General features: G+C 54.2%; 27 protein-coding genes and 1 pseudogene. 14 read left to right on the top strand and 14 right to left on the bottom strand.

Annotated elements, in window-relative coordinates; genetic code table 11:
* Positions 1-15 precede the first annotated feature (15 nt).
* Positions 16-1,074: a hypothetical protein gene (locus tag AC2LB6_RS18355; RefSeq protein ID WP_490094581.1), complete on the bottom strand. Its 1,059-nt coding sequence runs from the start codon at positions 1,072-1,074 to the stop codon at positions 16-18.
* A 14-nt stretch (positions 1,075-1,088) separates the two neighbouring features.
* A complete protein-coding gene (locus tag AC2LB6_RS18350; RefSeq protein WP_490094580.1) occupies positions 1,089-1,760 on the bottom strand; it encodes a hypothetical protein in 672 nt (223 codons plus the stop codon).
* A gap of 461 nt (positions 1,761-2,221) precedes the next feature.
* Here AC2LB6_RS18350 and AC2LB6_RS18345 point away from each other — a divergent pair, with 461 nt between their 5' ends.
* From AC2LB6_RS18345 to AC2LB6_RS18300, 10 genes are all read left to right on the top strand, one after another.
* A complete protein-coding gene (locus tag AC2LB6_RS18345; RefSeq protein ID WP_490094579.1) occupies positions 2,222-3,214 on the top strand; it encodes a sigma 54-interacting transcriptional regulator in 993 nt (330 codons plus the stop codon).
* Between the two features lie 141 nt (positions 3,215-3,355).
* A complete protein-coding gene (locus AC2LB6_RS18340; protein WP_010245940.1) occupies positions 3,356-3,595 on the top strand; it encodes a hypothetical protein in 240 nt (79 codons plus the stop codon).
* Positions 3,596-3,659: 64 nt separating this feature from the next.
* On the top strand, positions 3,660-4,028 hold the full coding sequence (locus tag AC2LB6_RS18335) for an EscF/YscF/HrpA family type III secretion system needle major subunit (RefSeq protein WP_490094578.1): 369 nt from the start codon (positions 3,660-3,662) through the stop codon (positions 4,026-4,028).
* A 5-nt stretch (positions 4,029-4,033) separates the two neighbouring features.
* Positions 4,034-4,798 (top strand): type III secretion system inner membrane ring lipoprotein SctJ, encoded by a 765-nt coding sequence (gene sctJ, locus AC2LB6_RS18330; RefSeq protein ID WP_490094577.1) that lies wholly within the window; start codon positions 4,034-4,036, stop codon positions 4,796-4,798.
* Between the two features lie 6 nt (positions 4,799-4,804).
* On the top strand, positions 4,805-5,386 hold the full coding sequence (locus AC2LB6_RS18325; protein WP_490094576.1) for a serine kinase: 582 nt from the start codon (positions 4,805-4,807) through the stop codon (positions 5,384-5,386).
* Positions 5,373-5,969 carry a type III secretion system stator protein SctL gene (gene sctL, locus AC2LB6_RS18320; RefSeq protein ID WP_490094575.1) on the top strand — a complete coding sequence of 199 codons (597 nt, stop codon included), beginning with the start codon at positions 5,373-5,375 and terminating at the stop codon, positions 5,967-5,969. Before AC2LB6_RS18325 ends, sctL begins: the two co-directional genes overlap by 14 nt.
* Before the next feature lie 75 nt (positions 5,970-6,044).
* Entirely contained in the window at positions 6,045-6,272 is a 228-nt protein-coding gene (locus AC2LB6_RS18315) for an HrpF protein (RefSeq protein ID WP_069026120.1), read from the top strand.
* 24 nt (positions 6,273-6,296) lie between these two features.
* On the top strand, positions 6,297-8,345 hold the full coding sequence (gene sctC, locus AC2LB6_RS18310) for a type III secretion system outer membrane ring subunit SctC (protein WP_490094574.1): 2,049 nt from the start codon (positions 6,297-6,299) through the stop codon (positions 8,343-8,345).
* A gap of 17 nt (positions 8,346-8,362) precedes the next feature.
* The gene (gene hrpT, locus AC2LB6_RS18305; protein WP_490094573.1) at positions 8,363-8,548 is read left to right on the top strand and encodes an HrpT family type III secretion system protein; all 186 of its coding nucleotides are present in this window, start codon (positions 8,363-8,365) and stop codon (positions 8,546-8,548) included.
* 50 nt (positions 8,549-8,598) lie between these two features.
* Complete coding sequence (locus AC2LB6_RS18300) at positions 8,599-8,814, top strand: CesT family type III secretion system chaperone (protein WP_490094572.1); 216 nt, start codon at positions 8,599-8,601, stop codon at positions 8,812-8,814.
* Positions 8,815-8,865: 51 nt separating this feature from the next.
* Here the strand turns inward: AC2LB6_RS18300 and sctU are convergent, their stop codons facing one another.
* Genes sctU through sctW form a run of 11 tightly spaced genes read right to left on the bottom strand, consistent with a single transcriptional unit; the run spans position 8,866 to position 19,211 of the window.
* Positions 8,866-9,951 (bottom strand): type III secretion system export apparatus subunit SctU, encoded by a 1,086-nt coding sequence (gene sctU / locus AC2LB6_RS18295; protein ID WP_490094571.1) that lies wholly within the window; start codon positions 9,949-9,951, stop codon positions 8,866-8,868.
* Positions 9,948-10,763, bottom strand: a complete 816-nt coding sequence (gene sctT / locus AC2LB6_RS18290) for a type III secretion system export apparatus subunit SctT (protein WP_490094570.1) — start codon at positions 10,761-10,763, stop codon at positions 9,948-9,950. The genes sctU and sctT overlap by 4 nt, the downstream gene beginning before the upstream one ends.
* The gene (gene sctS, locus AC2LB6_RS18285; RefSeq protein ID WP_010245915.1) at positions 10,763-11,023 is read right to left on the bottom strand and encodes a type III secretion system export apparatus subunit SctS; all 261 of its coding nucleotides are present in this window, start codon (positions 11,021-11,023) and stop codon (positions 10,763-10,765) included. The genes sctT and sctS overlap by 1 nt, the downstream gene beginning before the upstream one ends.
* A gap of 7 nt (positions 11,024-11,030) precedes the next feature.
* Positions 11,031-11,684 (bottom strand): type III secretion system export apparatus subunit SctR, encoded by a 654-nt coding sequence (gene sctR / locus AC2LB6_RS18280; RefSeq protein WP_490094569.1) that lies wholly within the window; start codon positions 11,682-11,684, stop codon positions 11,031-11,033.
* A gap of 5 nt (positions 11,685-11,689) precedes the next feature.
* The gene (locus AC2LB6_RS18275; RefSeq protein WP_490094568.1) at positions 11,690-12,733 is read right to left on the bottom strand and encodes a FliM/FliN family flagellar motor switch protein; all 1,044 of its coding nucleotides are present in this window, start codon (positions 12,731-12,733) and stop codon (positions 11,690-11,692) included.
* Positions 12,730-13,269, bottom strand: coding sequence for a type III secretion system HrpP C-terminal domain-containing protein (locus tag AC2LB6_RS18270; protein ID WP_490094567.1), 540 nt, complete (start codon positions 13,267-13,269; stop codon positions 12,730-12,732). The genes AC2LB6_RS18275 and AC2LB6_RS18270 overlap by 4 nt, the downstream gene beginning before the upstream one ends.
* Positions 13,266-13,730, bottom strand: coding sequence for a type III secretion protein (locus AC2LB6_RS18265; protein ID WP_490094566.1), 465 nt, complete (start codon positions 13,728-13,730; stop codon positions 13,266-13,268). Before AC2LB6_RS18265 ends, AC2LB6_RS18270 begins: the two co-directional genes overlap by 4 nt.
* A complete protein-coding gene (gene sctN / locus AC2LB6_RS18260) occupies positions 13,708-15,066 on the bottom strand; it encodes a type III secretion system ATPase SctN (RefSeq protein ID WP_490094565.1) in 1,359 nt (452 codons plus the stop codon). Before sctN ends, AC2LB6_RS18265 begins: the two co-directional genes overlap by 23 nt.
* Complete coding sequence (locus AC2LB6_RS18255) at positions 15,066-15,932, bottom strand: FHA domain-containing protein (protein ID WP_490094564.1); 867 nt, start codon at positions 15,930-15,932, stop codon at positions 15,066-15,068. Before AC2LB6_RS18255 ends, sctN begins: the two co-directional genes overlap by 1 nt.
* Before the next feature lie 2 nt (positions 15,933-15,934).
* The gene (sctV, locus tag AC2LB6_RS18250; RefSeq protein ID WP_490094563.1) at positions 15,935-18,058 is read right to left on the bottom strand and encodes a type III secretion system export apparatus subunit SctV; all 2,124 of its coding nucleotides are present in this window, start codon (positions 18,056-18,058) and stop codon (positions 15,935-15,937) included.
* A gap of 10 nt (positions 18,059-18,068) precedes the next feature.
* Positions 18,069-19,211 carry a type III secretion system gatekeeper subunit SctW gene (gene sctW / locus AC2LB6_RS18245; RefSeq protein ID WP_490094562.1) on the bottom strand — a complete coding sequence of 381 codons (1,143 nt, stop codon included), beginning with the start codon at positions 19,209-19,211 and terminating at the stop codon, positions 18,069-18,071.
* 275 nt (positions 19,212-19,486) lie between these two features.
* Between sctW and AC2LB6_RS18240 the strand changes: the two genes are divergently transcribed.
* From AC2LB6_RS18240 to AC2LB6_RS18230, 3 genes are all read left to right on the top strand, one after another.
* Positions 19,487-20,032 (top strand): RNA polymerase sigma factor, encoded by a 546-nt coding sequence (locus AC2LB6_RS18240; protein WP_490094561.1) that lies wholly within the window; start codon positions 19,487-19,489, stop codon positions 20,030-20,032.
* A 225-nt stretch (positions 20,033-20,257) separates the two neighbouring features.
* Positions 20,258-21,637, top strand: coding sequence for a PAS domain-containing sensor histidine kinase (locus tag AC2LB6_RS18235; RefSeq protein ID WP_490094560.1), 1,380 nt, complete (start codon positions 20,258-20,260; stop codon positions 21,635-21,637).
* Positions 21,630-22,271 carry a response regulator gene (locus AC2LB6_RS18230; protein ID WP_490094559.1) on the top strand — a complete coding sequence of 214 codons (642 nt, stop codon included), beginning with the start codon at positions 21,630-21,632 and terminating at the stop codon, positions 22,269-22,271. Before AC2LB6_RS18235 ends, AC2LB6_RS18230 begins: the two co-directional genes overlap by 8 nt.
* A gap of 386 nt (positions 22,272-22,657) precedes the next feature.
* On the opposite strand, the gene AC2LB6_RS18225 is transcribed toward AC2LB6_RS18230, so the two are convergent.
* Positions 22,658-22,930 (bottom strand): hypothetical protein, encoded by a 273-nt coding sequence (locus tag AC2LB6_RS18225; protein WP_490094558.1) that lies wholly within the window; start codon positions 22,928-22,930, stop codon positions 22,658-22,660.
* Positions 22,931-24,158: 1,228 nt separating this feature from the next.
* Between AC2LB6_RS18225 and AC2LB6_RS18220 the strand changes: the two are divergent.
* A pseudogene (locus AC2LB6_RS18220) lies at positions 24,159-24,510 on the top strand (hypothetical protein); the annotation flags it as partial.

Below are 24,510 nucleotides of genomic sequence, written 5' to 3'. Positions count from 1 at the left end.
GAGCAGCCTCAAAAATCAGGCAAACGGCGGCGGTTCGTTCTTGCCTTTCCCCCCGCTATTCTCAACCGCAATCTGCACAGTATCGGTCGCTGCCGTGATGCCCCAGCCAATCGGCCCACGCGCCACACTCATTCCACCCTCGGCCAGTCCTTTCAGGCCACCGGTAAAGACTTCGCCCACATTACGGGCCTCGCCAATATTGTTAAAGAAAGGCGCAGCAACAGATTTGAGAATCGGAATGTTCGACAATATTTTGCCGAACTCACCCATTCCCCACTGGAAGTTGTCTTTATTGGTACCATCCATACGAACGTGCGTATCATTCGTCTCCGGCAGTTGTTTATTCTCCGGCAGCATCTTCAGACCCTGCTCGGCGATATCCTTAAGCACACCCGCCTCGGTACCGTGACGCGCGTCACCATCTTTCGTGATGCCCTCTATTTTGTCATTAGCTGAGATCTCCTTCCGCTCGCTGCCATCGCGCGCATTCAGGCTTTTTATGCTGTTTAACACGCAGGCCATGTTATACGCCGCATCAGCACGACTCTTGGGATCTTTATTGGCATCCGTCCAGTCGCCGAAGCGCGCTTTTAGCTCCGCCTGCTTGATATCTTTCTGGTTGCCGAGATTTTTTAGCACCGGATTTTCATCAATGATCTGTTCGGCGCTACGGTTATCACCCGGTGGACGGCCCTTCAGATTTTCCTCCGTCGGCCTGACGCTGGTGTCCTTCTCACTGGTTCTCACGCCATCGCCCGGTGCCTGTGGCCTATCTTCACCTGCTGTTTCGCTGGCAAATAACGCCGTGGGCATCGTCCCTTCTTCAGCGGCTGCCGGATCGACAAGCGCCCCTAATCCAGCCTGCGTTAAAAGCTGATCAAGCTGCTGGATCGGATCGGTCAGGCCCGCCAGCGGCGTTCCGCTCCCACCGGCGTAGCTGATAGGGAGATCGCTGCCCGGACCCGAGAGGGCAGAGCCGGGCAGGGGGGTGGATAATGGCAGGTTACCCGGCAGTTGCCTGCCGGGTGAAAAAGCGGGGGTTATTCCTCCCCCGCCAGGTATTGGCATTACCATACAAGCCCCCTGGGTCAGCTTTGCGTATTTTTCTGGGAAGATTGGCCCTCACCGCTGCCTAAAAGCCCCTGCAACAATGAAGTAAGCCCTAACATGGACAGCAGGTTTTGCATCATTCCGCCCTGTTGCCCGGCATTGTCAGTCGCTCCCTGAGCCGGTGCCTGCGGTGCATTTCCGCCAGATTCTCCGCTGTCTGCCCCTTTACCTTTATCGATACCCATCATTTGCTGGAGCAGTTGCTGAAGCATCTGCATCAGCTGCTCAAGCGGATTGCCGCTGTGATTCGTGCCCTGTGCAGGCGCAGGCGTGCCCGGTTGCTCCGGCTGCTGCGCTTTGTTACCGCCGCCCAACAGCTGTTGCAGACCTGTCAGCATCATAATCTGCTGCAGTAAGCCACCGCCCGACAGGGCGTCAGGCGAGTTTGCACCGTTTGACTGGCCGTTTTTCTGACTTCCGCCTGAACCGGTCAGCGAAGCCAGCGTGCTCAGGCCGTCAAAGGCGTTACTGGCAAAATTGAGCGGGCCTGTTTTCGCATTATTGAGAAAAGGTAAGGACGATTTTCCGGGCTGATCGGGTAAGTCTGGTTTTCCTGACGGACTGCCTCCCGTCTTGCCTGGCATATTTGCCGGAGGAAAATCGACTTTGTTTGCGTTTGTAGCTCCACCACCAAATCCTGGAATCTTCATGAATTTATTCCTCAGAGTTAATAAGTCAGCGATTGATTGGGCAGCAGCAGCGGTAACATTTTGCAATCCTGATTACTGCTGATTGCACAATTTTACCGTTCAGGCTGATGCTACCTCGCACTGTGAGTGGCAGTTGTCCCGGGATGGTTCCACTAAAAATGTTCCCTTTGTGATGCGGATTCAGATTTATAAAAATTAAGCTGCATCGCCATTAATAAATCATCTCTATGTTTTATAAGATTTTTATTTGAGTTATGTAGGGTAATCCTTACCGGCTGAGCGTCTATCCCTACAAGATAATAATCCTGGACTGATAGCGGGGATGACCTGATTGGGTGAGAGTGAGGCCGCAGTAAATTTGTAATTCTTTGCATCAGGCTCTGCTTCCAGAACATCCACAAGTGCTGAACGAGCAGCGCGTCTCATGTAAGGCGCGCTTATGCGAAGCTAATGGAGAATGTATGGTTCGTCTTTACAGGACACAGTCAGGCCACGGGACTGTCGATGAAGAGAGTACGGATAACGTCTTACGTCAGGTTGATTCCCGCCCACATGCGGCGGCGGATTACCCGGAGCCCGTAACCGATATCCATACTCATCTGTATAAGATTTTAAATACGATTGCACCGTTAAACATCGATGTCTTAATCGAGGGAGAAACGGGTACCGGGAAAGATGCACTGGCCCAGCGGCTGTATCAACTTTCCGGCTGTCGCGGCCCGATGGTGCCGGTTAACTGTGCGGCCATCCCGGAGACACTTGCCGAAAGCGAGCTGTTTGGGGTCATGGCCGGGGCGTTCACCGGCGCAAGCAGTTCCCGCGCCGGGTACATTGAGAGCGCTAACCACGGCGTGCTGTTTCTGGATGAAATAGACAGTATGCCGCTCACGATGCAGGCTAAGCTGCTGCGTGTACTGGAAAACCGTGCGGTAGAGCGACTGGGCAGCACCAAAAGTATCGGACTGGATCTGCGCGTGGTCGTCGCCTCGCAAATTCCACTGGCGCAGCTGGTGGCTCAGGGGCGTTTTCGTCGGGATCTCTTCTTTCGTCTCGACACGATTAAAATTGCCACGCCAACCGTTCGATCACGACCGGAGCTGATTTTGCCCATGTTTCGCCAGTTTACGCAGGAGGCGGCGCTGCGCCTGAATCAGCCCCTGCCGCCAGGATCGCTCGCGCTTGATGAGACCCTGCTGCTGCATAGCTGGCCAGGAAATATCCGCGAGCTGAAAGCGGCGGCAGAACGCTTTGTGCTGGGCTTACCGCCGCTGTGCTGTGAGATAAAGCAGGAAGGGCGCGTGTTATTAAAAGACAGAATGCGGCGCATTGAGCGCAGCCTGATCCACGACTGCCTGAACCGGCACGACAATCGTATCGATGATGTCATTCTTGAGTTAGGGATCCCCAGGCGCACCCTTTATCACCGCCTGAAGCTGTTAAAACTTACCGCCTGACATATCGCCCACCTCTCTTGCCGTGGGCCAGAAGGCTTAATCTGCATAAATATTTTCTTTGCGATGGAACCGGATAGCTTCATTTATTACTTAATGAATGCAACACCCAAATACAATCTATCATCAACGCGAGGAATGACTATGTCAGGTGCTAGCTTACTTTCCAACGGGATCACCAACGCCGCTTCTGCTTACACTCAGGTTGCAGGTGCTTACAACGGTGCGAAATATATGGTCCGTTCGCAACAAGCGATGGACAAGATGCAGGAAAACCAGGCCGATAAAATGGATCGCGATGTAGAGTTCCAGCGCATTAACGGCATCGCCGAAAGTAATGCGCAGGCCGCGTCAGCCGCAGCCCAGGTCAAGATTCAGTACTAATCGACTCCGGCAGGGAGGTGTTTTTCATGTCTCCCTGCTTTCTCATCTCACAGGAGTGTTACTGATGAAAGTCTCTCAAACTTCCTTGCTCACTTCAGAACCGGTTCCGTCAGTCGAAATGTACCAGGAAGCACCCTCGGCGGAAGATATTCAATGGTTTAATGCAAAGCTTAATGGCCCTGCACCTGACAGTAGCCAGATGACCTCTTCAGAGCCGGGCGTGGTCGGCAATATTCTGCAATCGCTGAGCGGCAACCAGCGTGCGCAAAAAGACGCTTTTAACGATCTCAGAGTCGCTTCGCGGTCATCCAGTGCGGAAGATTTCTCCCGCGCCAATGCGCAGCTCTCTGATTACTATATCGAGAGCCTGATGAACGCCAAAGTGATCGCCAAAACCGTTCAGTCAGTCGATAAACTCAGCAACCTGCAGTGAATCTTATGAATGGCGCTGTCATTAAATGCTTCTGTGCCCTGTGCCTGGCGTTGCTGCTTACCGGCTGTGGTGATCAGACCCAGTTGCACAGCGGGCTGTCAGAAAACGATGCCAATGATGTGGTGGCAGAACTGAGCCGCTTTAAAATTGAGGCGGATAAACAGGTTTCCAAAGAGGGGATCAGCGTTAGCGTCGCGCGCAGTGATATTGAGCGGGCGGTGAATATCCTCAATGCCGCCGGACTGCCCCATCAGGCGCGAACCAACCTCGGCGCGGTTTTTCAGAAAAGTGGTGTTATCTCCAGTCCGCTGGAGGAGCGCGCCCGCTATATCTATGCGCTGTCACAGGAGGTAGAAGCGACACTTTCACAAATCGATGGCGTCGTGGTGGCACGTGTTCATGTCGTATTGCCGGAGCGTATTGCCCCCGGCGAGCCGGTACAGCCCGCTTCCGCCTCGGTATTTATCAAATATCATGAAAACCTTGATCCGGACAGTATCGAACCGCGCATTCGCCGGCTGGTGGCAACCAGCATTCCGGGGCTGGGCGGGCGTGATGACCGCGATCTGGCGATTGTCTTTGTCCCGGCGAAAGCCTGGCAGGATAAAATTGAAATGGTGCAGCTGGGGCCGTTTCAGCTAAGCCCGGAACGTTATGGGATGATTAAGATAGTTACAACATGTTTAGGGGTGCTTCTGCTGTTACTGGTGGCAAATGCGTTCATTCGTCAGGCTCTGAGTCGTAAGCGCCTGGCCGCACAGGCGAAGTAATTGATTATGCTCAACGCTTCGCCTGATGAGGACATTGCCCTGCGCTGGTTACACTGGTGGCACGCTGACTTTTGGTTACAGGCTGATAAAAGCTGGTGCACCCCGCCACTGGCCCGGTTATCTGCGCCTTTGCAGAGGCACTATCTCCGCCAGCATGCCTCGTACTGGCACCACACGCTGGGTGTACCAGGCGAACTGGTCGCGCCGGAGCCGATGGTGCTGGCCATCAGCGACTTAAGCTGCGAACAGCGCGCGCAACTGCTGATTTTAGTCGCGGAAATTTGCGCCGGAGCCATGCCGTTACCCGCAGAGCTAAAGATCTGGTTGCGGCGTCTGGCGAAAGGAATGCGCATTGAGTGCTGGCTGCCCGCCGGGCTTTTCACCACTGGCGGCAGCGCCGACAGCCTCTGTCTGCTGCAGGCGTTATTTCCGACCATCTGGCCGCGCCTGCGGCTACTCTTCCCTGCAAGCGATGCGCCGGCCAGCCCGGCGCTTTCACTGCCTGGCCATCGTCTGCGTCCTTTATGGGAAACGGCGCTCTGGCAGGTGCAACAACATTCGGGAGAGAAGCGCGATGTGGAAACTTAAAAGCCTGCATCTGCAGGGCGGCAGCGCGCCACCGGGTAATGTGCTGCGCCGCGAGGAAATTGCGCTCAGACTTGAAGCGGCTTCCATCATCGAGATGGCCCATAAACAGGCGCAAACGATCCGCGAGCAGGCACGCACCGAGGCGGAAGCCGAAAGGGCGGCCTGCCAGCGCGAATGGGAAGCCCTGTTCTGGCAGCAGGCGCAGACGCTCTTTGCGGACTGGCAGGAACAGCGCGCAGCCGAAGAGACGCAGCTGGTATTGCTCGCTGGAAAAGTTCTGAACGAGGCACTGCAACACCTGCTCGATGAGGTGGATGATGAGCGCCGTTTTCACGCGTTACTCAAACAGTTGTTGCGTCACTATCCGCGTCAGCAGCAGGCGACGCTGTATTGCGCCAGCGGGCAGGAGCAGGAGATTAACGGCTGGCTGGTCGTGCAGCCGCAGCTTCGCTGGACGCTGTGCGCCGACCCGGCGCTTGAACCAGATCGCTTGCGGCTTATTACCGACGCAGGCGAGCTGATGGTTGACTGGCGGACACTGTGCCGGCACCTCGCACCAGCGCTGGCAGAAGAGACTGCATAAAAAAAGCAAAAACAGTGGAACTGCTTCGCTTGTCGCGCCACTTAACAGGGGTGTCCAACAAGAGGAGTCAACGTCATGAGTTCCAGCGATCTGTTACAGCGTCAGTTATCTTCCAACTCAAACCGCAAACATCATGAAGCCTATCAGTTTGCCCGCGATGTTTCGGGCGAATCGTTCAGCATTGCGGATATGTATGCTTTCCAGAACCGCCTGCAGGATATGTCCAACGCCAGCTGGGCAAGTTCGCAATATACGCAGTTCAAGTTTGGCATCCGTAAAGCGATCATTGACGCTGTTAACTAAGCCCCTGTCATCAAGGAGTCAGGCGTGTTTATGTTTTCTTTTCCGGGCCGCCTGCTGGCGGCCATTACCCTGTTGCTACTGAGTATGGGCATCACAAACGCTCGTGTGCCGGATGAGTGGAAGAATGGGGCGTATGCCTATTCGGCAGATAATACCCCGCTTAACATTATTCTTGACGATTTTGCCAGCAGCTTTGGTGTTGAGGTCAATCTTGGCACGCTGGGCGACAGCAATGTCACCGGTAAACTGCGCGCAGACAGCCCGGAAGCGTTCCTTAATCGCCTGGCGCTTGAGTATCGCTTTCAGTGGTTTGTCTACAACAACACGCTCTACGTCAGCCCACAGGCAGCGCAAACTTCCCAGCGTATTGAGATTTCCCCGGAAGCCGCGCCGGATCTGAAAGAGGCACTGCGCGGTGTCGGCCTGCTGGAACCCCGCTTCGGCTGGGGCGAACTGCCGGATGAAGGCGTGGTATTGGTCACCGGCCCGCCGGAGTATGTGCGTCAGATAACGGAATTTGCCCGTAAATCGGAAAGCAAACCTGAAGCCGGGGCCAATAAAGATATGATGGCATTCCCGCTGCGTTATGCGGCCGTGGCGGATCGCACTATTCGCTATCGCGATCAGGAGCTGCTGGTGCCGGGAGTGGCCACCATTCTGAATGAACTACTGGGTCAGTCCAGTAATGCCTCTTCCGGAAAAATGTCATCAGGCCAGGGAGAGGATGAACAGGTATCACGTGAACAGTCGCAAAGTGTTTTAAACGAGCTGATTAATCGCAATATGCCGGTCTCCGGGCGTAAAAAGGCGCCTGTCAGCAATCTGGCGGGTAAAGTATCAGCGGATGTGCGTAACAACCTGTTGCTGGTGCGTGACGATCCGAAAACCCGGGACACTTATCAGGCATTAATTAACGCCATCGATGTTCCGCAAAAGCTGATCGAAATCGATGCAGTGATTGTCGATATCGACCGCAGCGCGCTGAAGCGCTTCTCCAGCAATCTGGCCGGTCAGTTTGGCAGCGTCGCCAGCGGCGCCAATATGCTTTCCGGTGCCAGTACACTGTTTGTGACCGATTTCCAGCGATTTTTTGCCAGTATCGAAGCGATGGAGGGGGAAGGGACGGCATCCATTATCGCTAACCCAACTATCCTCACGCTGGAGAATCAGCCCGCTGTGATTGATTTCAGCGATACTGCCTTTATTCGCGCCATTGGTGAGAGGGTGGCGGATATTCAGTCTGTCACCGCAGGGACCAGCCTGCGGGTGACGCCACGCGCTATCAGCACCTCACAAAAATCGGCTATCCAGCTCATTGTTGATGTGGAAGATGGCAAGCTCAATAAAGATGAAGAGGGCGATGCGCAGGGAACCCATAACGCAGCGGTCAGCACCCAGGCGCTGGTGGAGGCGCGACGCTCGCTGGTACTGGGCGGGTTCCATTCCAAAGAGACGGGCGACCGCGAACGACGCATTCCGATCCTCGGCAGTATTCCGCTGATTGGCAAGCTGTTTACCTCAACGCGCTATGAAACCTCCCAGCGTGAGCGGCTGTTTATTATTACGCCGCATTTAATTGGCGACCAGGTCGATCCCACCCGGTATATCGCTGCCGAGTCGCGCGAACAGCTGAATAGCGCGATGGATGAGGTGACTAACCGTCATAAATACACCGACATCAAAGGGATGGTGGAAGGCGCGATGCGCGACCTGGCGCTGAACCGCGTGCCAGCGGGGATGACCAGTGGTGGAACCGGCCAGACGCTTTCCTCCCTGTGCCGTATTCCGGGGGCTTTCGGGAGCGATTTCCGCCGCCATCAGTGGTACGGCAACAGCAGCGTACAGATAACCGTTGGGGTAATCACCAACAACACCCATCAGACGCAGCGTTTTGATGAGAGTACGTGCCGCAGCGACCGCACGCTGGCAGTAGCGGTCTGGCCGCGCGGAGAACTGCGCCCGGGTGAATCGGCGGAGGTTTTTGTCGCATTTGATAGCACTGCTCCGACACGTCCGTCACGCGCTTCGCTGCTCTCTGCAACCGGCGGCGCACCGGCCAAAAACCTCTACTGAGCTGATAAGGAAAAAGCATGTTAGTGAGAATAATTGTGCTTACCGCTGCCGCGCTGATGTTGAGTGCCTGCGCGAAGCCGCAGGGCGGATGTAATGACGTGGGCTGCCGCCCCTCTTCAGACCTGCATAACCTGACCATCTGGTGGCAACCACAACTGCGTAATAGCCCGAACGATTACACGCAGATAACGGTAGATAATTAACCACGTTTCGGCAGTTTCTGGCCCCGGCTGATCGCTGGGGCCGTATTTGAGTGAGAACCGACCATCGCTATTCACCTTCCGTTTTCCCGCCGCCCTCCGCAGGCGGCTTCATCTGTTTTCTCCCATCGAAGGGATGCTGGCTAGCGCTGGATGAAGAGGAGCAGAAGCGGCTCTGTTATCAGCAACCGCTTGCCGGTTTCACCCCGGCGACTTTTAGCGCTTTAATGCTGGCTTTTATTCAGCAGGCACGTGAGACGCGGATGTGACTGCCCGAGAGTGTTGTTGCCTGATAAGTTAATGCGGCGCTGCCCTCCGCACTATTCTTCCCGAATCTCAATGACCTCATCCAGATAGTGATCCTCCAGCTCCCGCAGCAGACGATAGACGTGCGCGACGGCATTTAACGTTTCGCGTGGAACATAAGCCCCTTCGCGCGTTGTGCGCCACAGGGTGCGGGTCAGCCAGACAAAGCGGATCACCGGTCTCTTTTTACGCTGCGCCTCTTCAATTAATGCCCGCGCCTCTTCATCGCAAGCCTTAAACAGCAGACGCGGCAGCGGCGTTTCATCCGGGCGGTAATAGAGGCCGACGGCAAAATGGGTGGGATTAACCAGCAGCACATCCGCGTCTTCCACGTTAATCTCACGGGCAGGAACCGGCTCTTCATTCAGCATCTCCTGAGCCAGCTGACGGCGGTGGCCTTTCATATGCGGATCGCCTTCGCTCTGCTTAAACTCGTTTTTAATATCTTCATGACTCATACGCTGCTGCTTGAGGAAGAAATAGCGCTGAATACCAAAATCGAACAGGCTGATTATTAGCATCACCATCAGCACCCGACGTGACACCTTCATAAACAGCGCCATCACTCCCTGCCAGAAACCGTTGAGATCGCCAAGCGCCAGCTGAGCAAGGGCACCGAGATCCGGCATGATCGCCTGCCATACCACCAGGCCTATCACTACCGCTTTAACGATGCTGGTCAAAAGCTGGGTAAACTGGCGGCCAGAAAACATATTCTTCAGGTGATTAAACGGGTTAAGCGCATCCAGTTTCGGTGCCAGCGCTTCGGTGCTGAAGAGTGGGCCGAACTGCACCCAGCCGCCCACCACCCGCATCAGCATGGCAATGGCGCACGGGATGCCCACCAGCACCAGCATTACGGTGACGCTATCACTGATCACTTCCTCCATCGCGTGATCGAATGGGTCGCGCAGACGGGTTAACGGCAGCAGCATCATCGCCTGCAACCGCTGCATCCCGGTATCCACCAGCGCAAACAGGGTCTCAAGGATACCGATTGAGATAAGCAGCTTAGGGATATCCTGGCTCTGGCTGACCTGGCCTTTTTTGCGCGACTCCCTGAGTTTTTGCGGTGTGGCGTCTTCGGTTTTTTCGCTCATGGCGCGCTCCCGGCGGAAGGGGCAAATATCTGCGACAGGACAGGGATAAGATCGCGCAGTTCATACAACCGCGCATTACCCAGATGGTCCAGCAGCGGCAGATAGAGGATAAAAAACAACATGCCCAGCAGGCATTTCAGCGGAATCGTCAGGGCAGTCGCCTGTAGCTGTGGGCTATAGAGACTCATCACACCGATGGCAAAATCGAGCAGCAGCATCAGCGCCACCGGCGGGCCGGCGTAAAGCACCATATCGCTGAAGATTTTGCCCAAAAGCGTAAGCCAGACGTGAAATCCCGCCTCTGCGGGGAAAGGTATCCACTGGGTGGCGGACCAAAGATGATAGCTGTCCCAGATAACCTGGGTGATGGTCGATAATCCCAGCCCTGTGACCAGCAGCAATATCAGCACCTGCTGCATCAATTTACCCAGAGGTGTCACATCCGGCCCGAGCTGGGGGTTAATCTGCCCACCCATTAAGGCACCACGCTGGTTATCGAATAACGCACCGACAGACTCATACAGCCAGAAAGGCAACGCCAGCAACAATCCGATCAGGGTGCCTATCATTAACTCTTTGAGTACCAGCCCTGCCAGCGCCATCATCGTCGGCTCAAGCACATCAATTTGTTCTTTGATGCCAGGGGCGATAAACAGCGCCAGCGCCACCGCAATGGCGGTTCGCAGCAGCCCTTTTATGACGCTAAAAGAGAATATCGGTGTCAGTAACAGGCAGGGAAAGATGCGCGCCATGCCCAGTCCCAGCGCGAGGATTGCATGAAACGTATCGGTGAGTGGGTAACCTGTCAGCATCAGGAACTGACCGTTGACATCATCGCAAACGCCGCCTGCGCCAGCTCCATCAGTTCAACACCGACCCAGCGCCCGGTGAGCGCCAGCGTCAGGCCGACCGCGATAAGCTTGATGCAGAACGGCAGGGTCTGATCCTGCAACTGCATGGCGGCCTGCACCAGTGAAATAATCACCCCTGAGATCACCGCCACCAGCAGCGGCGGCGCGGAGAGGATAACCACCAGCAGTAACCCCTGGCGAAACAGCGTCAGAATATCCATGATGACCTCATAAATAGCTGTAGAACAGGCCGTCGAGCAGCCGCGTCCAGCCGCTGATGAGCACAAACAGCAGGATCTTCAGCGGCAGCGAAACGGTCATCGGCGACACCATCTGCATCCCGAGCGCCAGCAGGATATTCGAGACGATCAGGTCAACGACAATAAAAGGAATAAAGATCAGAAAGCCGATTTTGAAACCGTTCTGCAGCTCCGATAGCACGAAGGCCGGGATAATGAGCAGCATATTGTCGGGGGTGACCGAATCTGCCATTTTCTTTGGCCACATACGCTGGGCATTTTCCTGCAGATGGATGACGATGTCCGGATCGGTGTTTTTGCGCATAAACGTTTTTAGCGGCTCGATACCGTTAGCGGCGGTATATTCGAGCCGCTCCATACTGCTGAAATCGACAGGGATCGCTTTCAGCCGGTCGGTCATATCGCTAAATACCGGCGCCATAATAAATAGCGTTGCCGCCAGCGCAATGCCGTTGAGCGCCATCGTCGGCGGCACCTGCTGCACGCCCATCGCGTTGCGCGTCAATTGCAGCACCATCGTAATTTTCAAAAAGCTGGTACAGATAATGAGCATCATCGGCAGCAGTGCCAGCGCACCGAGAAACAGCGCCAGCATAATCGGGTTGAGTGGCCCCATTTCCATCGGAATCACCTGTTCACATCCCCGACGCTCGCCACGCCCGGCAGCATATGGGTAATCTGCAACCCCAGACGTCCTTCGACATCGACCAGTTCGCCTTTCGCCAGCGGAAACTCGCCGTGACACAGCAGTGCTTCACCGGGCACGACGTTTTCGACCGTGACCGTCGAGCCGACATCCAGACGATTTAACTCACCCAGCGTAAGTCTGAGATGGCCGCAGCGCACGGTTAAGGCCAGCGGCAGCGCATCAAAAGGGGATGCCACAGGCGCCGTTGTTTCAGTCAGGCCTTCATCCGCTTGAGGTGTGTCGGCAGGCAGATTATCTTCGGGGGTCACATTCATGTAACTATTCTCCAGACGGGTAATAAGAAAACGGGCAGGATGCCCCTCCCCGAACAGCAATTCGCCCTTAAGGTGCAATTGCGCAAGGCGAAGCTCGCCGCGACCGGTCGGGAAAAAATACGAGGTAGCAGGGAAAATCACATCACCGGGGCGAAGTGTGCGTAACTGCGAGGGGGCAAACGACACCGCACCCAGTTCTATCGGCAGCGATAACGGCAGGGCGCTGCAAAGCGGTGCAGGGAGCGGAGCCCAGCCAGGTTGGTTTAACAACGCCGCCAGTGTGGCGGGCGCAATATATAACTGACTTTGCGCCTGCGCCTCACTGATCGTGACGCTAATCGCAAGCCACATTCCCTCTACCGGCGCGCAGATCGCACTTTGCGGCGTCAGGTCGCCAAACAGCGCACGCAATCCCGGGCTGAGGTGCTGGTTAAAAAGTGGCCAGTACCAGTCAGCGCACACCCCGGGCTCTGGCAGCAGCGGACAAGAGGAAAACAGACTCAGCAGCGCTTCGCTCCCTGCCAGAGATAACCCTCCCGCCTTGCAGGTGAAGTTCTGCGTCGGTGGCCGCTCGCCGGAGGGGGCGAGCCGCAGCTGAAGCTCACCTGCTTCGCCCGCAAGGGTAAAAGGATAGCCAAGACCGTGGCCGATACGCTGGCGCAGGCTGGCTTCCTCGCGCGGCAGAGTGCGCAGGAATAAGGGTTTCATTCCCGGCCTCCGCGCTGCTCAAAACGCAGGCGCACAGCGCAGGCCATCCGGCGGCGCAGTGACTCCCGGCAGCGCTCCTGATGGGCGGCCATCATAGTCATGGCGGGTGGCGAAAAACGCAGGCTGATATCCCAGCCCGCGGCAAAAGGACTCAGGCGGGCATCCACTTCGCCTAAAAGGGGCAGCAGTAGCGACATCGATATCGGGCCAGCAGGCTGCTTTTCTGCCATTGCGCACAGGGGGGGCTCCAGTTGTTGCCAGGCCCTGACCGGAGAGGCGGGCGCCACATGCTCATGGGATAACTGTGACTCAAAAGAGGGGGAGCCTTCCCACGGTATAATAAGCGGTTGCGGCAGTTCGCTGGGGGTGAGCAACAGTGCGTCGAATAGCGAACACTCTTCACGAAACGGCTCGGCACGGGATTTACGCTCAGACGTCGCGGCGTCTGAAGGTCCGGTCTGCGGCGAACGGCGCGGCACCTCCGGGCGTGCAGGTGGCGCTGGATTATTTTGCGGGGGGTGGGGTAAGGCTGTCATCGTAATGCCTCGCTGTGCGCCATCAGATATTCCAGTTTTTCCACATCGCGCAGACGCGCCTGTGTTTGCTTCTGTGTGTACTGCACCTGTTGTTGTTGCATGACCTGCTGTGCGCGGCACTGTTGCAGCTGATTACGCTGCCCACTTACCGCATCGCTGGCCTGGCGCTCCCGGGCCAATCCCCCGACCAGACGCTCCTGTTTTTGCAGCCCCGACTGGTGGTGTCCGGCAAAGCTATCGCGCAGCTGCTGATAATGCTGTCGTGCGGCTTCAAGCTGTTGTTCCGCCTCGGCTGACTGACGTTGCGTTTCGCACAGAGCCTGCTCCGCTTGCCGTTGCAACCGTTCGCAGCGGCGTAAGCGCTGGCGGCGAATTGGCAGCAGCAGAGAGAAGGCCTGCTGCAATTCAGCGCTGCCCTCATCAGTCATGATGTCGTGATCAGGTAGCGGATGACGGCGCATGCTGGCTTACCTCCGCTAAGTAATGCAGTGTGTCGTCATATCCGCAGGGCGCGTGCATCGCCTGTTGCAGATAGCTATTTATCGCCTCCTGAGCCGATACCGCCGCATCGGTCATGGCATCGTGTCCCGGCTGGTATTCCCCCAGGCGGATTAACATTTCTACCTGCTGCCAGGCGGACATCATGCGACGCAGTTGCGTGGCGTCGCGGATATGCTCGCGAGTCGCTACGTTGCTCATGGTACGGCTCAGGCTCGCCAGCACATCAATAGCCGGGTAGTGTCCGCGCTCCGCCAGACGACGGGTCAGCACAATGTGGCCATCAATCAGGGATCTCACTTCGTCCGCGACCGGATCGTTCATTGAATCGGCTTCAATCAGCACGGAATAGAGGGCGGTGATAGCCCCCCGTGAGGTCTGTCCTGCGCGCTCCAGCAGGGTGGGCAATAAGGTATAAACCGAAGGCGGAAGCCCGCCGCGACCCGGCGGCTCACCCAGCGCGAGGCCGATTTCACGCTGGGCGCGGGCAAAGCGAGTCAGAGAGTCGAGGATCAACAGCACATTCTTGCCCTTATCGCGCCAGGCTTCGGCGATGGCAGTGGCAGTAAACGCGGCCCTGGCGCGTTCCATACTGCTGCGATCGGAGGTGGCGCAGATGAGCACGGTACGGCTGCGCAGTGCCTCATCCAGTTCATGGTCGAGAAACTCACGCAGTTCGCGCCCACGCTCGCCAATCAAACCAAAGACAATGACATCGCAGGGCGTATTTCGGGCAATCTCCGCCAGCAGGGTGGTTTTCCCGCAGCCCGCGCCGGCAAAGATCCCCACCCGCTGTCCCACGCCGAGGGTCAGCGGGCCATCAATGGCACGAATTCCGGTCGGCAGTGGCGTATCGATGCGCGGACGATCGGTAGGTGCCGGAGCATCGCCCAGTACACCCACCGCATCATCCACCGTACCGGGCAGGGCGAACGCGCCAGGCTGGCCTGCATCCAGTGGACGGCCAAAGCCGTCAAGTACGCTGCCGAGCAGGGCGTCCGACACCACAATACTGTGCGGCAGGCGCAGCGGAACCACGCGCGCGCCCCGGGCTATGCCGTCGAGCTGGCCGAGGGCGGAGAGTAGCGTGTGCTGCGGGTTAAAGCCGACCACCTCTGCCAGCACGCTTTGACCGTCATCCCGGGCGATCTCGCAGAGATCGCCAATCCGCGCCTGGGGCAGGCTGCTTTCAAGCAATATTCCGCTGATCCCGGTAATGCGACCAAAACTTTCGACCGGCGAAAAGCCGATCAGCCGCCGCTGCTGCTGCTGATACCACTGCTCCAGTGCTATCGTCATTACCAGCTCACCTTAATGTTATCGCGCCCCTTGAACTCGATCTGGTTACTGGTAATCGCCACCAGCCGCAGGTTGTCTACTTCATCGCCGATAAAGAGACGCTGCCCATCATCAGTGACGATATTGGCGCGGCTACCGGTGGTGATTTGCACAATGCGAAACGGCAACCTGACCTTCAGCAGCCTGACCTGGTTATCCAGAGAGATATCACTGGTGTACGTTGCATTAAAGCGCTCCAGCATTCGGTTAAAGATTTGCATCTGTGGCTTACTGAGGCGGCCTGTAAGACGCAGCCGCTGGTTATGCATATCCACTTTCACGAGGCTTGCCAGATCGCGTTCGCGCAACATTTTCTGTAACGGAGCCTGCAATTCTGCGGGGGTGTTCAGTAGCCGGGAGGAGGCGACCTGAGTCTGGGCAACGGTGGGCTGCAAAACCCAGCTCATTACCGTCAGGGTGAGCAGCAACATCAGGCTCCAGGCCAGCGTGCGGATGCTGCGGGTGAATATCCCTTTACGGGCAGCGACAGGGGGAACGGCCTCAGACGGCGCTTCAGCAGATTCTTCCGGCATAGAAGGGGTGGCTGGCGGCATACAGGCGGCCCACGGCGTGTCGATACGCGCGACGCACAGCCAGACGTCAGCGACCTGAAAAGGTTCTTCAATATTAATGGTATAGCCTTCTCCGCCATCCGGTTGTGCCAGCCACCGTGTCTCTTCCCGGCGCAGTTCGCACTGGCGGGCAGCAACGCGAGCATCGCTAAGCATCAGATCGGCCTCATCGGCGTGGCCAATCAGCCATTTATCGCCAAAGAGGGGTAACGCGGCGCCTAAATGCAGGCCAGACAGCACGCGCAGTTCGAACATGATTAACTCTCCCACGTGGTAAGTGAGTAAGCGGCCGGATCAGGCTCTATACGGCCCAGCACATTTACTGCGAGGTTAGGTTGCAGCTCTGCAAAAGAGAGCACCGGCACATAGTGGAACTCTTCCTGGATAAGCCCGCGCATCGGACTGCGCAGATCCTGGGCGACCAGCAGCACGGCGCTTTCCGGGGTGTCAACCGGGAATGCGTTGGCGATGACCGGGAGAATGGCGCTGATCTGCTCATGGGTTAGCGCAAAGAACAGATCGTTTTGTGTCTGACGAAGCGAGTCACGCAACTGTTCTTCCAGTTCCGGTGTCAGCAGCCAGACATGCAGGCCGTCCGGGCGGGCATACTGGTAACAGAGATGATTTTTCAACGAGATGCGCACCTGGTCGGTCAGCAGCCAGATGTCGCGCTCATGCTGCCCATGCTCGATCAACGCTTCGGCAATTGCCCGAACCGATCGCAGCGGAATACGTTCTGAAACCAGTTTTTGCAGGACGCTGGAGAAGCGTGAGAGGGGCATCACGCGCTGTAACTCCTGCGACAGCTCCGGCTGCTCTGATTCCAGCCAGCTCACCAGCGCGCGGGTTTCCTGCAGACCAATAAAATGCGGGCTGCTGGCGTGAATAGCGTTCTCCATGCGCTTGACCAGAATTTCGCGCGGCGTCCAGCGCTCGACCTCCTCTTTTTGCAGCAGCGGATGATCCGCCGGCAGCCAGAGTAGATCGCCTTCCTGACGCTGCTCATCACCCTCTGTCACGCTTTCCCTGTCGGCTGACGCGATCTCGTCCAGCCAGCGGCGTTTCACCGCCCGGTGCGACACGTTAAATGTGCCTTTTACTTTCGGGATTTCATAAACCGAGAAGCGAAACTCATCTTCTGTCTGCTGGTCGAGAAACTCGATATCGAACGCGGGCAGGGTAAAGCCGAAGTGGTAAACGATACGGTTACGCAGGCGGCGAATATCCTGCACCAGCTCCAGCATCTCCGGATGGCCGCGCCATGAAGACGAGAAATTGATCAGATAAGGACGTGTTGGGTTGAACTGACGTAAATCCTCCTTACCGTTCAGCTCAGGGGGAATGACCTCATTTTCCATTTGTGGCTGCGCAAGGCTCAGGGTCTTTTTGACGCGCCAGATCTGAAAACCGCCGCTAATCATCGTCAGCGCGGCCAGCAGCAAAAAAATTGCCGTTGGCATACCTGGAAGCAGGGCAAAGCCCACCATGCCCATTGAGGAGAGCAGCCAGGCTTTCGGCTGGCTGGTTAACTGCTCGGCAATCTCGCGGCCGATGTTATTGTCGGCCGTCTGTTCATTGTCGGACGAGACGCGGGTAATCAGCATCCCGGCAGTCAGCGAGATTAGCAGTGCAGGGATCTGCGCAATCAGTCCGTCACCGATGGTCAGAATAGAGTAGATATGCATCGCTTCGCCGGCAGGCATGCCCAGCTGCAGCACGCCAATACTGATGCCGCCAATCAGGTTAATCACGACAATCACCAGCCCGGCGATAGCGTCACCTTTAACAAACTTCATTGCGCCATCCATCGCCCCGAATAACTGACTCTCTTTTGCCAGTTCATTGCGCCGGCTTCTGGCCTGGACCCCATCAATCAGTCCGGCGCGCAGATCGCTGTCGATGGACATCTGCTTACCGGGCATCGCATCAAGGGTAAAACGCGCTGCCACTTCGGCTACCCTTTCGGAACCTTTGGTAATGACCAGGAAGTTCACCACGGTCAGGATCAGGAACATCACCATCCCTACCGCAAGGTTGCCACCCACCACAAAGTTACCGAAAGCCGCCACCACATGGCCCGCATCCTGCTGAATTAAGATCTGGCGGGTGGTGGAGATAGAGAGTGCCAGGCGGAACATGGTGGTGAGCAGCAGCACGGCGGGAAAGGTCGAGAACGCCAGCGGCTTTGGCAGATACATGGCCAGCACGACCAGCAGAGATGACAGGCAGATATTCACCGCTATCAGCGCATCAATTAATGGCAGCGGTAAGGGAATAATAAGCATGAACACCAGCGCCATGGCAAAAGCCGCACCGACCACTTCGGAGCGTTGCATGGCGCTGATAGCGATTCGATTCAATATCTGAAACAGGGTATTCATCTTTGTTGCCTCACGACGCCGCGTTCCGGTTGCGGCGTTGCTGTTGCTGCTCAGTTTTGGTGACGTCGGTAATCATGCCGCGCAGGAGTTTTAACGCGTTGTCACGATTTTCCTGGGCGGGCCACAGCGAGGCTGGCACGCCGTGCAGGAGCGGAAAAAGCGAACTAAAAAAAAGCGGCAGATGTTGCCGGTTCTGACCGACAATCTCGTCCGCCAGCCCGGTGAAATCACTCTGATAAGCGCCGTTATGGCTGATTTGCAACATCCGACGCGCCAGAGTCAGGCTGTTCATGGCAACACCGGGCAATTTGCTGCGCATACGCTGCAAAAAGGTCGTGCTGTCGCTCAGCGTCTGGTTTATACCGGCAGCATCGCGCAGCCCGCGGTGGATACGTCCGAGGGTAATAACGCTGATTGAGGGGGCAAGTGCGGCGATATCATCCGCCAGCGCGCGCTGCAGGGTACGCAGCGTCGGTATCAGATTACGCGAGCCGATCAGCTCCAGCAGCATATCCAGCATCCTGGTTGCGGACTGCTGGTGGACGATGCCGTCGTAATAGAGGTTGCGCAACGACTGTTTACGCTGCGGATCGCGGGTATACCCGGCGATGGCTGACGCCGTGTTGTTGCCTGCACGAATGGTCTGGCCGTGGGTCTGCTGTAGCTTATCCAGCTGGGTCCCGGCCAGTCCGGCCAGTTCCCCGTCGCCTTTATCCTGTGCCTGTTCGCCGATCATACGCAGTAGCAGGGCGGTGCGCGCCGGATCGCCGCCGGTTTTTTCCAGCAGTGTGTCGCTATCCGGCGGTGGGTTCTGGCGCAGAGCGTCACGCAGCCATGCCATCTGCTCCAGCGTTTGTTGTTCATCGCCGCCATCGAGCAGAGAAAATAGCGCATTCAGCTCTCCGACTTTGCTGAGCGCATGCTTGCCACGCTGCGGGTTACGTGACGCATTGCGGCGGTCCTGCGCCTTTTGCCTGCGTTCCATCTTTTCACTGAACGCGGCGCCAATTTCTTCCATCGCGTCATTCAATGACGTTTCCCGCGCGCGAACATTATCCGGCACGTCGTTTTTACCTGCTGCCTGTGGCGTATTTTTATGCAGAGCTTTTAGCGAGTGCGCCAGCGCCGGTATCGCATGTTGTATTTTAAGCATCGCCAGCCATCCTCAATGGTTATTACTCTCTTTCTGTGTCAAATAAGGCTTACCGGTTCCGTAAAAAGCAGTAAAAAAAAGTGCAAATAATTTCATCAGGAAATCAGTGCAATTTTTTGCATTACTGAGCGATAAAGAAGGGTAAAAACTGTCTCAGATAATTCTGTATTAAGAATTAATTGTTTTCATAAACAGCGGCTTATTTGTTGAGCGGCAGATGGCATATCTCTTGCTATGTAACGCAATCAATTGTTACTACTCAGAGAGATAAGAAAATGATGAATTCAACACTCGTATCCGCTGTCGCAGAGTCACCCTTAGCAATTAACGTAAACTGGGATAAGATCTTCGTTACGCATAATAAGAAGCTGTTAAATTTCATTCGAAAACGTATTGCCAGCCATGAAGATGCTGATGACATCCTGCAAATGACCTGTCTGGAAGTGTTGTGTAACCGCCATAAGTTTCGCGGCGCATCCCGTCCGGAAACGTGGGTATTTGGCATTGCAGTTAATTTGATTCGCAACTACTACAAATCAAAACAGATCCACTATCTGTTTGATAACCTTAATGATGAAGTTATCGCCGATTTGCTACTGGATAATGATCCCAGCGATCTGACGGAAAACAGGCAATTACTGAGTCATACGCTGGCATCCCTTGAAATTTTACCGAAAGACGTCAGGGTGATGCTCTCTATCCTTGTGGAGGAGGAGGGTAGCTATCAGGATATCGCTCAGCAGTTAGACATCCCGGTCGGCACCGTGCGCTCACGGCTCTCACGAGCGAGGGAAACATTAAAGGGGAGAATTTACGCCTGAATATGGCCTTACGAAAAAGGGCAATTTAACTGCTAAGCTTATCAGCTCGTTAATATTTAGCGGGTTATGACTATCATGCCGTCGGAACGTTATTCTCTGCGGCGTGATAAATCCGTGGAGGGAATAATGCTTTTACAGGGTGTATCTGACCAGAATGACAATCACAAAACTAATATCACCGGTTTATCAAATATTGCCTTAAACAAAATTCATGATGCAATATATTTGATAGACAGCCAGCTGCATATCAAATATGTCAACGAAAAAGCCTGCCAGTTGACGGGATATTCCCGCGAGGCATTTTCGCAGCTCAGCTTTGACATCATTGATAAAGAACTGCGCGACAATGACGTTTTTGCCCTGTGGTGGAAACTCAGTACCCGCCCTGAAGGGATACAATTCACTTCACATCATACCGGCCGGCATGACGTTTTTCCCGTAGAAGTGAGTTGTAGCGGATATCACCAGGATGGTGAGCTGCATATCTTATGCATTGTGCGCGATATGCATGAAATTCGTCGGCAAAAAGAGCAGCAGCAACTGCGGGAAAAACAGCTGCATCAGGTAGTGGAAAATTCTCCCGACCTCATTTTACGTTTTGATTTGCAGACCCGCTGCCTCTATGCCAACCTGGCAGTCCGCAGCGGGTTTAATCTTAGCGAAAACGATATCAGTCGTGTGCCGCTGACCGAAAGTGTTCAGCGCGGGGGGATCGGACTGAGCCTGTTTAAGCTGGTCTCACGCACAATGGTTGATGAGAAAGTGGCCGAAGATGAGCTGGTGGTAAAGCATAAGGGGGATAAACGTACCCTGCATGTGCGCTGCGTGCCGGAATATGATTTACACGGCGAATTAGTGAGCGTGCTGGCGGTTGGGCGCGATATTACCGCTATCCGCAAGACCGAAGAGGAGTTGCGGCAGTTGACTCATAATCTGGAGCGGGCGCGGGAAGCGGAAAAAAAACAGCTGGCGCGTGATATTCATGACGAGCTGGGCCAGCATTTAACCGCACTGCGCACAGGGTTGTCGCTGCTGGCGATGCGTAAAGATCAGCCTGTCGATGCGCAGCAGGCAAAAATCCAGCAGCTGATGGTGCATCTGGACAGCACTATTCAGGTGGTACGGGATGTCTCGACCCGCCTGCGGCCTAATGTTCTCAATCTTGGTTTAATTCCGGCGCTGGAATGGTTGCGCGATCAGTTTATAAAAAACAATGGTATCCGCTGCATTTTACTGGCACCTGACGAACACACCGTGATGCTGGATGAGGCGACGCTGACGGCGGCCTTTCGCGTGGTACAGGAGTCTCTCACCAATGTCGTCCGCCATGCCAGCGCCAGCAATGTTTATATCTTCGTCAAACTCAAGCCGGATGCGCTGCTCATCGAAGTTGTCGATAACGGCAAAGGATTTCATCTTAATCGAGTGAAGAATGGGACGTGTGGGCTGCACGGCATCCGGGAGCGAGGGCGCATGCTGAATGGAGAAGCGACCATCGATAGCACGCCCGGAAAAGGGACCCGGGTTAAACTGACGTTCCCTCTCTCTGTAAGCGCTAAATCAGTAGCATCCTGTCCAAAACCGGGAGTATCAACCGATGAGTAAATGCATACGTCTGATGATTGCCGACGATCATGCCATTATGCGCGAGGGCCTGAAGCAAATATTTGCGCTTGATGAAAATATCGACGTGGTCTGCGAAGCATCGGATAGCGGCCAGGTGCTGGAGCGCCTGCGTCAGCACGAAGTCGATCTGCTGCTGCTGGATATTTCGATGCCTGGCATGAGTGGAGAAGATCTGATTACCCGCCTGATGCCTCTTTATCCCCGACTGCGCATTCTGGTATTGAGTATGTACAACGAACCGCAAATTACCCGGCGGGTGTTAAATAATGGCGCGCTGGGTTATATCACCAAAGACAAGTCGCCGGATGTTTTACTCAAAGCGATTCGAACCGTGGCGCAGGGATCACGCTATATCGATCACGATCTGGCACAGGAGATTATCTTCTCCGACTACCAGAGCAATAATCGCGCGCCTCATGAGAGCCTGACGATGCGCGAACGGCAAATCATGATCATGCTGGCCCACGGGGAGTCGATTAATGCGATAGCCGATGCGCTCTCCATCAGTAATAAAACTGTCAGTACCTATAAATCACGCATGATGAAGCGAATGAAATTTACTAATAATGCCCATATCGTGAAATATTCCCTGCAGCATAACCTGGTGCAATAACATCGTAAGACTCCGCCTGATAAACCTCGGGCGGGGTCGATCTGAGCGTGTTTTGAAGCAAAGCCAAGGGGAAGGGCATATCCGCCTGAATTTTACGCCTGACCGCATAATAAAAAATCCACGCAGTTGCGTGGATTTTAGAGTCTGTCGGATTTCATGGGGTTGCTGAAACCGCATGAGACAACAAAACTTATTTAGACGTTGAGCCGTGAATTATGTTATATGATTTTTATTTAATTGGGGTTATAATTGATATTATTTTGTTTGTACTCACTCCTATACTCATTTTGGTAAAAGCGGCAATTTGGGAAGTATGGCATGGATTTGTTGACCGAAAACTGGTCAAAAATCCATGCTTTAGTGATTGAATGGTGTCCATTACACTGTTATTCCCAAACCACCTCAGTTGCGAGGTAGTTATGTATGACTGAGCGGAAGGTCATTATGTCTTGTTGAAATACCCCGTATCGATAGATATCATTCTGAACATTAACCCAACCATCATCTAAGTCTTGACCTGTCATGACACGAGTCATCATTCTGCTACCAACTTCTGGCCAGCCAGCAAAGAGTCCACCGGCTTCTTCGAAGTTGTTACGTTGGTTTTGATTCATAGATATCAGTGGAACGGCACTTAAAGAGACTGGATTGTCCAACATTGGCTCTCCGTACTCGTAACTCGTAGAAAGCATGGCCTCAGGTATTTTTCAAAATAACCCGATGTATGTGTTCTATCTCAGGTAGCCAAAGAATCTGCTGTTTGCCATATTCATTTACTGTAATCTGCTTAGCTGCCTGTAGTCGAGCAGCCAGGGATGGGTTACGTGTAAGTGCCCTCCCGATTTTTGGATTTCTCTGCGCTAAAGGATCTGTGCTTCCTGCCTGCACACAACTCAGAAAAGTAACGAAGTACTTTTCATCCAATGAGAAGCCGGTATTACATTACTTGCATTCTTCGACTTGTGGTACATGGGCAGCAGAGGTCTTTCTAGTAACCCTTTTGTCGGGACGTGATCTCTGTTGGTATGACTGTCAATAATGGGTGAACCGCAATGGACACACCAAGCTTTGTGTCGATCATCGGTAAAATGCTCTATTTCTTCCATACATCCTCTCTAAATGTCATATTGCTGTTGCTTTTTTGTTCTGTAAGCTACGCAGTTTCAACGATTAAAAAGTTACTGATGCATCAACCAGCCATCCCACGTACATAGAAACTAGTATTAATCCTGTTGTTAATCGCAGTAAAGTGGATTTTGTGGATCCTGAATATGACAAGGATCGGCGTTTTTGAGTGAAACCGTGGTTTCAAAAGAGTCAAATCCAGGAAATAATGTGCGTCTACCACCGTAATCTATAAACCCCTGACTGTTATTATAATGCCTAATAACCGGTAATGTTGGAGGTGACCGCTACTCTCATTCTGGCTAAGCTGGGAATTAATGGCTCCTTCCGTCTACTAGGTATATTACTGTATCTATTGAGCTCTATATAAACTGTAACTCTCTATATTGTATATATGGCTTATCCATACTATAGCCATTATCCAGTATTAGCTATCATGAGGCTCCAGCCTCTATCATTATATATAATATCATGTAGCAGCTATAACCATAAATAGTAAAGATGGCCCAATTTTCCCTAGTCACGGGTTGAATAATTTTATCGTAATTCAGTTGTAAATAAATGAGGCTAGGGCAATGGTGCTCTACCATTATCTGTAGGTGAACGATGAAGCCGTATCTAACGAATAATAGTATTCTGGTGACTGATTCTACATTGGATTATTTCAAGGGGATTGTTTTTAGTATTACTTATGATGGGCCAGGAAATTTAAAACGCCCATTCTATGGTGATATTGCATAGTTCTTTCAGCATATTATTTGCGTGGCTACCTGTAGTAAGAATAATAAAAATAAGGCAGCGATTAAGACAGGTAAGAAATGGGCATATTCTTTTCCTTTACCTTTTGAACTTGGTACGACTAAACTTCCTGCTGCTTTTAATAAAAAAAGTGTACTTCCGCATACTCGTGCGCAGGAACTGTGGGCTACCGCGAAGATCATTAAAGTCGTTGAGTATTCAAAACGTAAATGCCGAGAGTTCTCTATATCCCAAAAGATTATCCACACGTTATTTGGCAATGACCGTCAGGCATATCTGCGCAGGACTGACCGTTACCATTATCTGACGGATATCATCAATAAACGGAAAAACTATACGTTTGATGAGCTGATCG

The sequence above is a fragment of the Pantoea sp. RCC30.1 genome (assembly GCF_058148845.1).
This window is presented reverse-complemented; position numbering and strand designations above follow the sequence as displayed.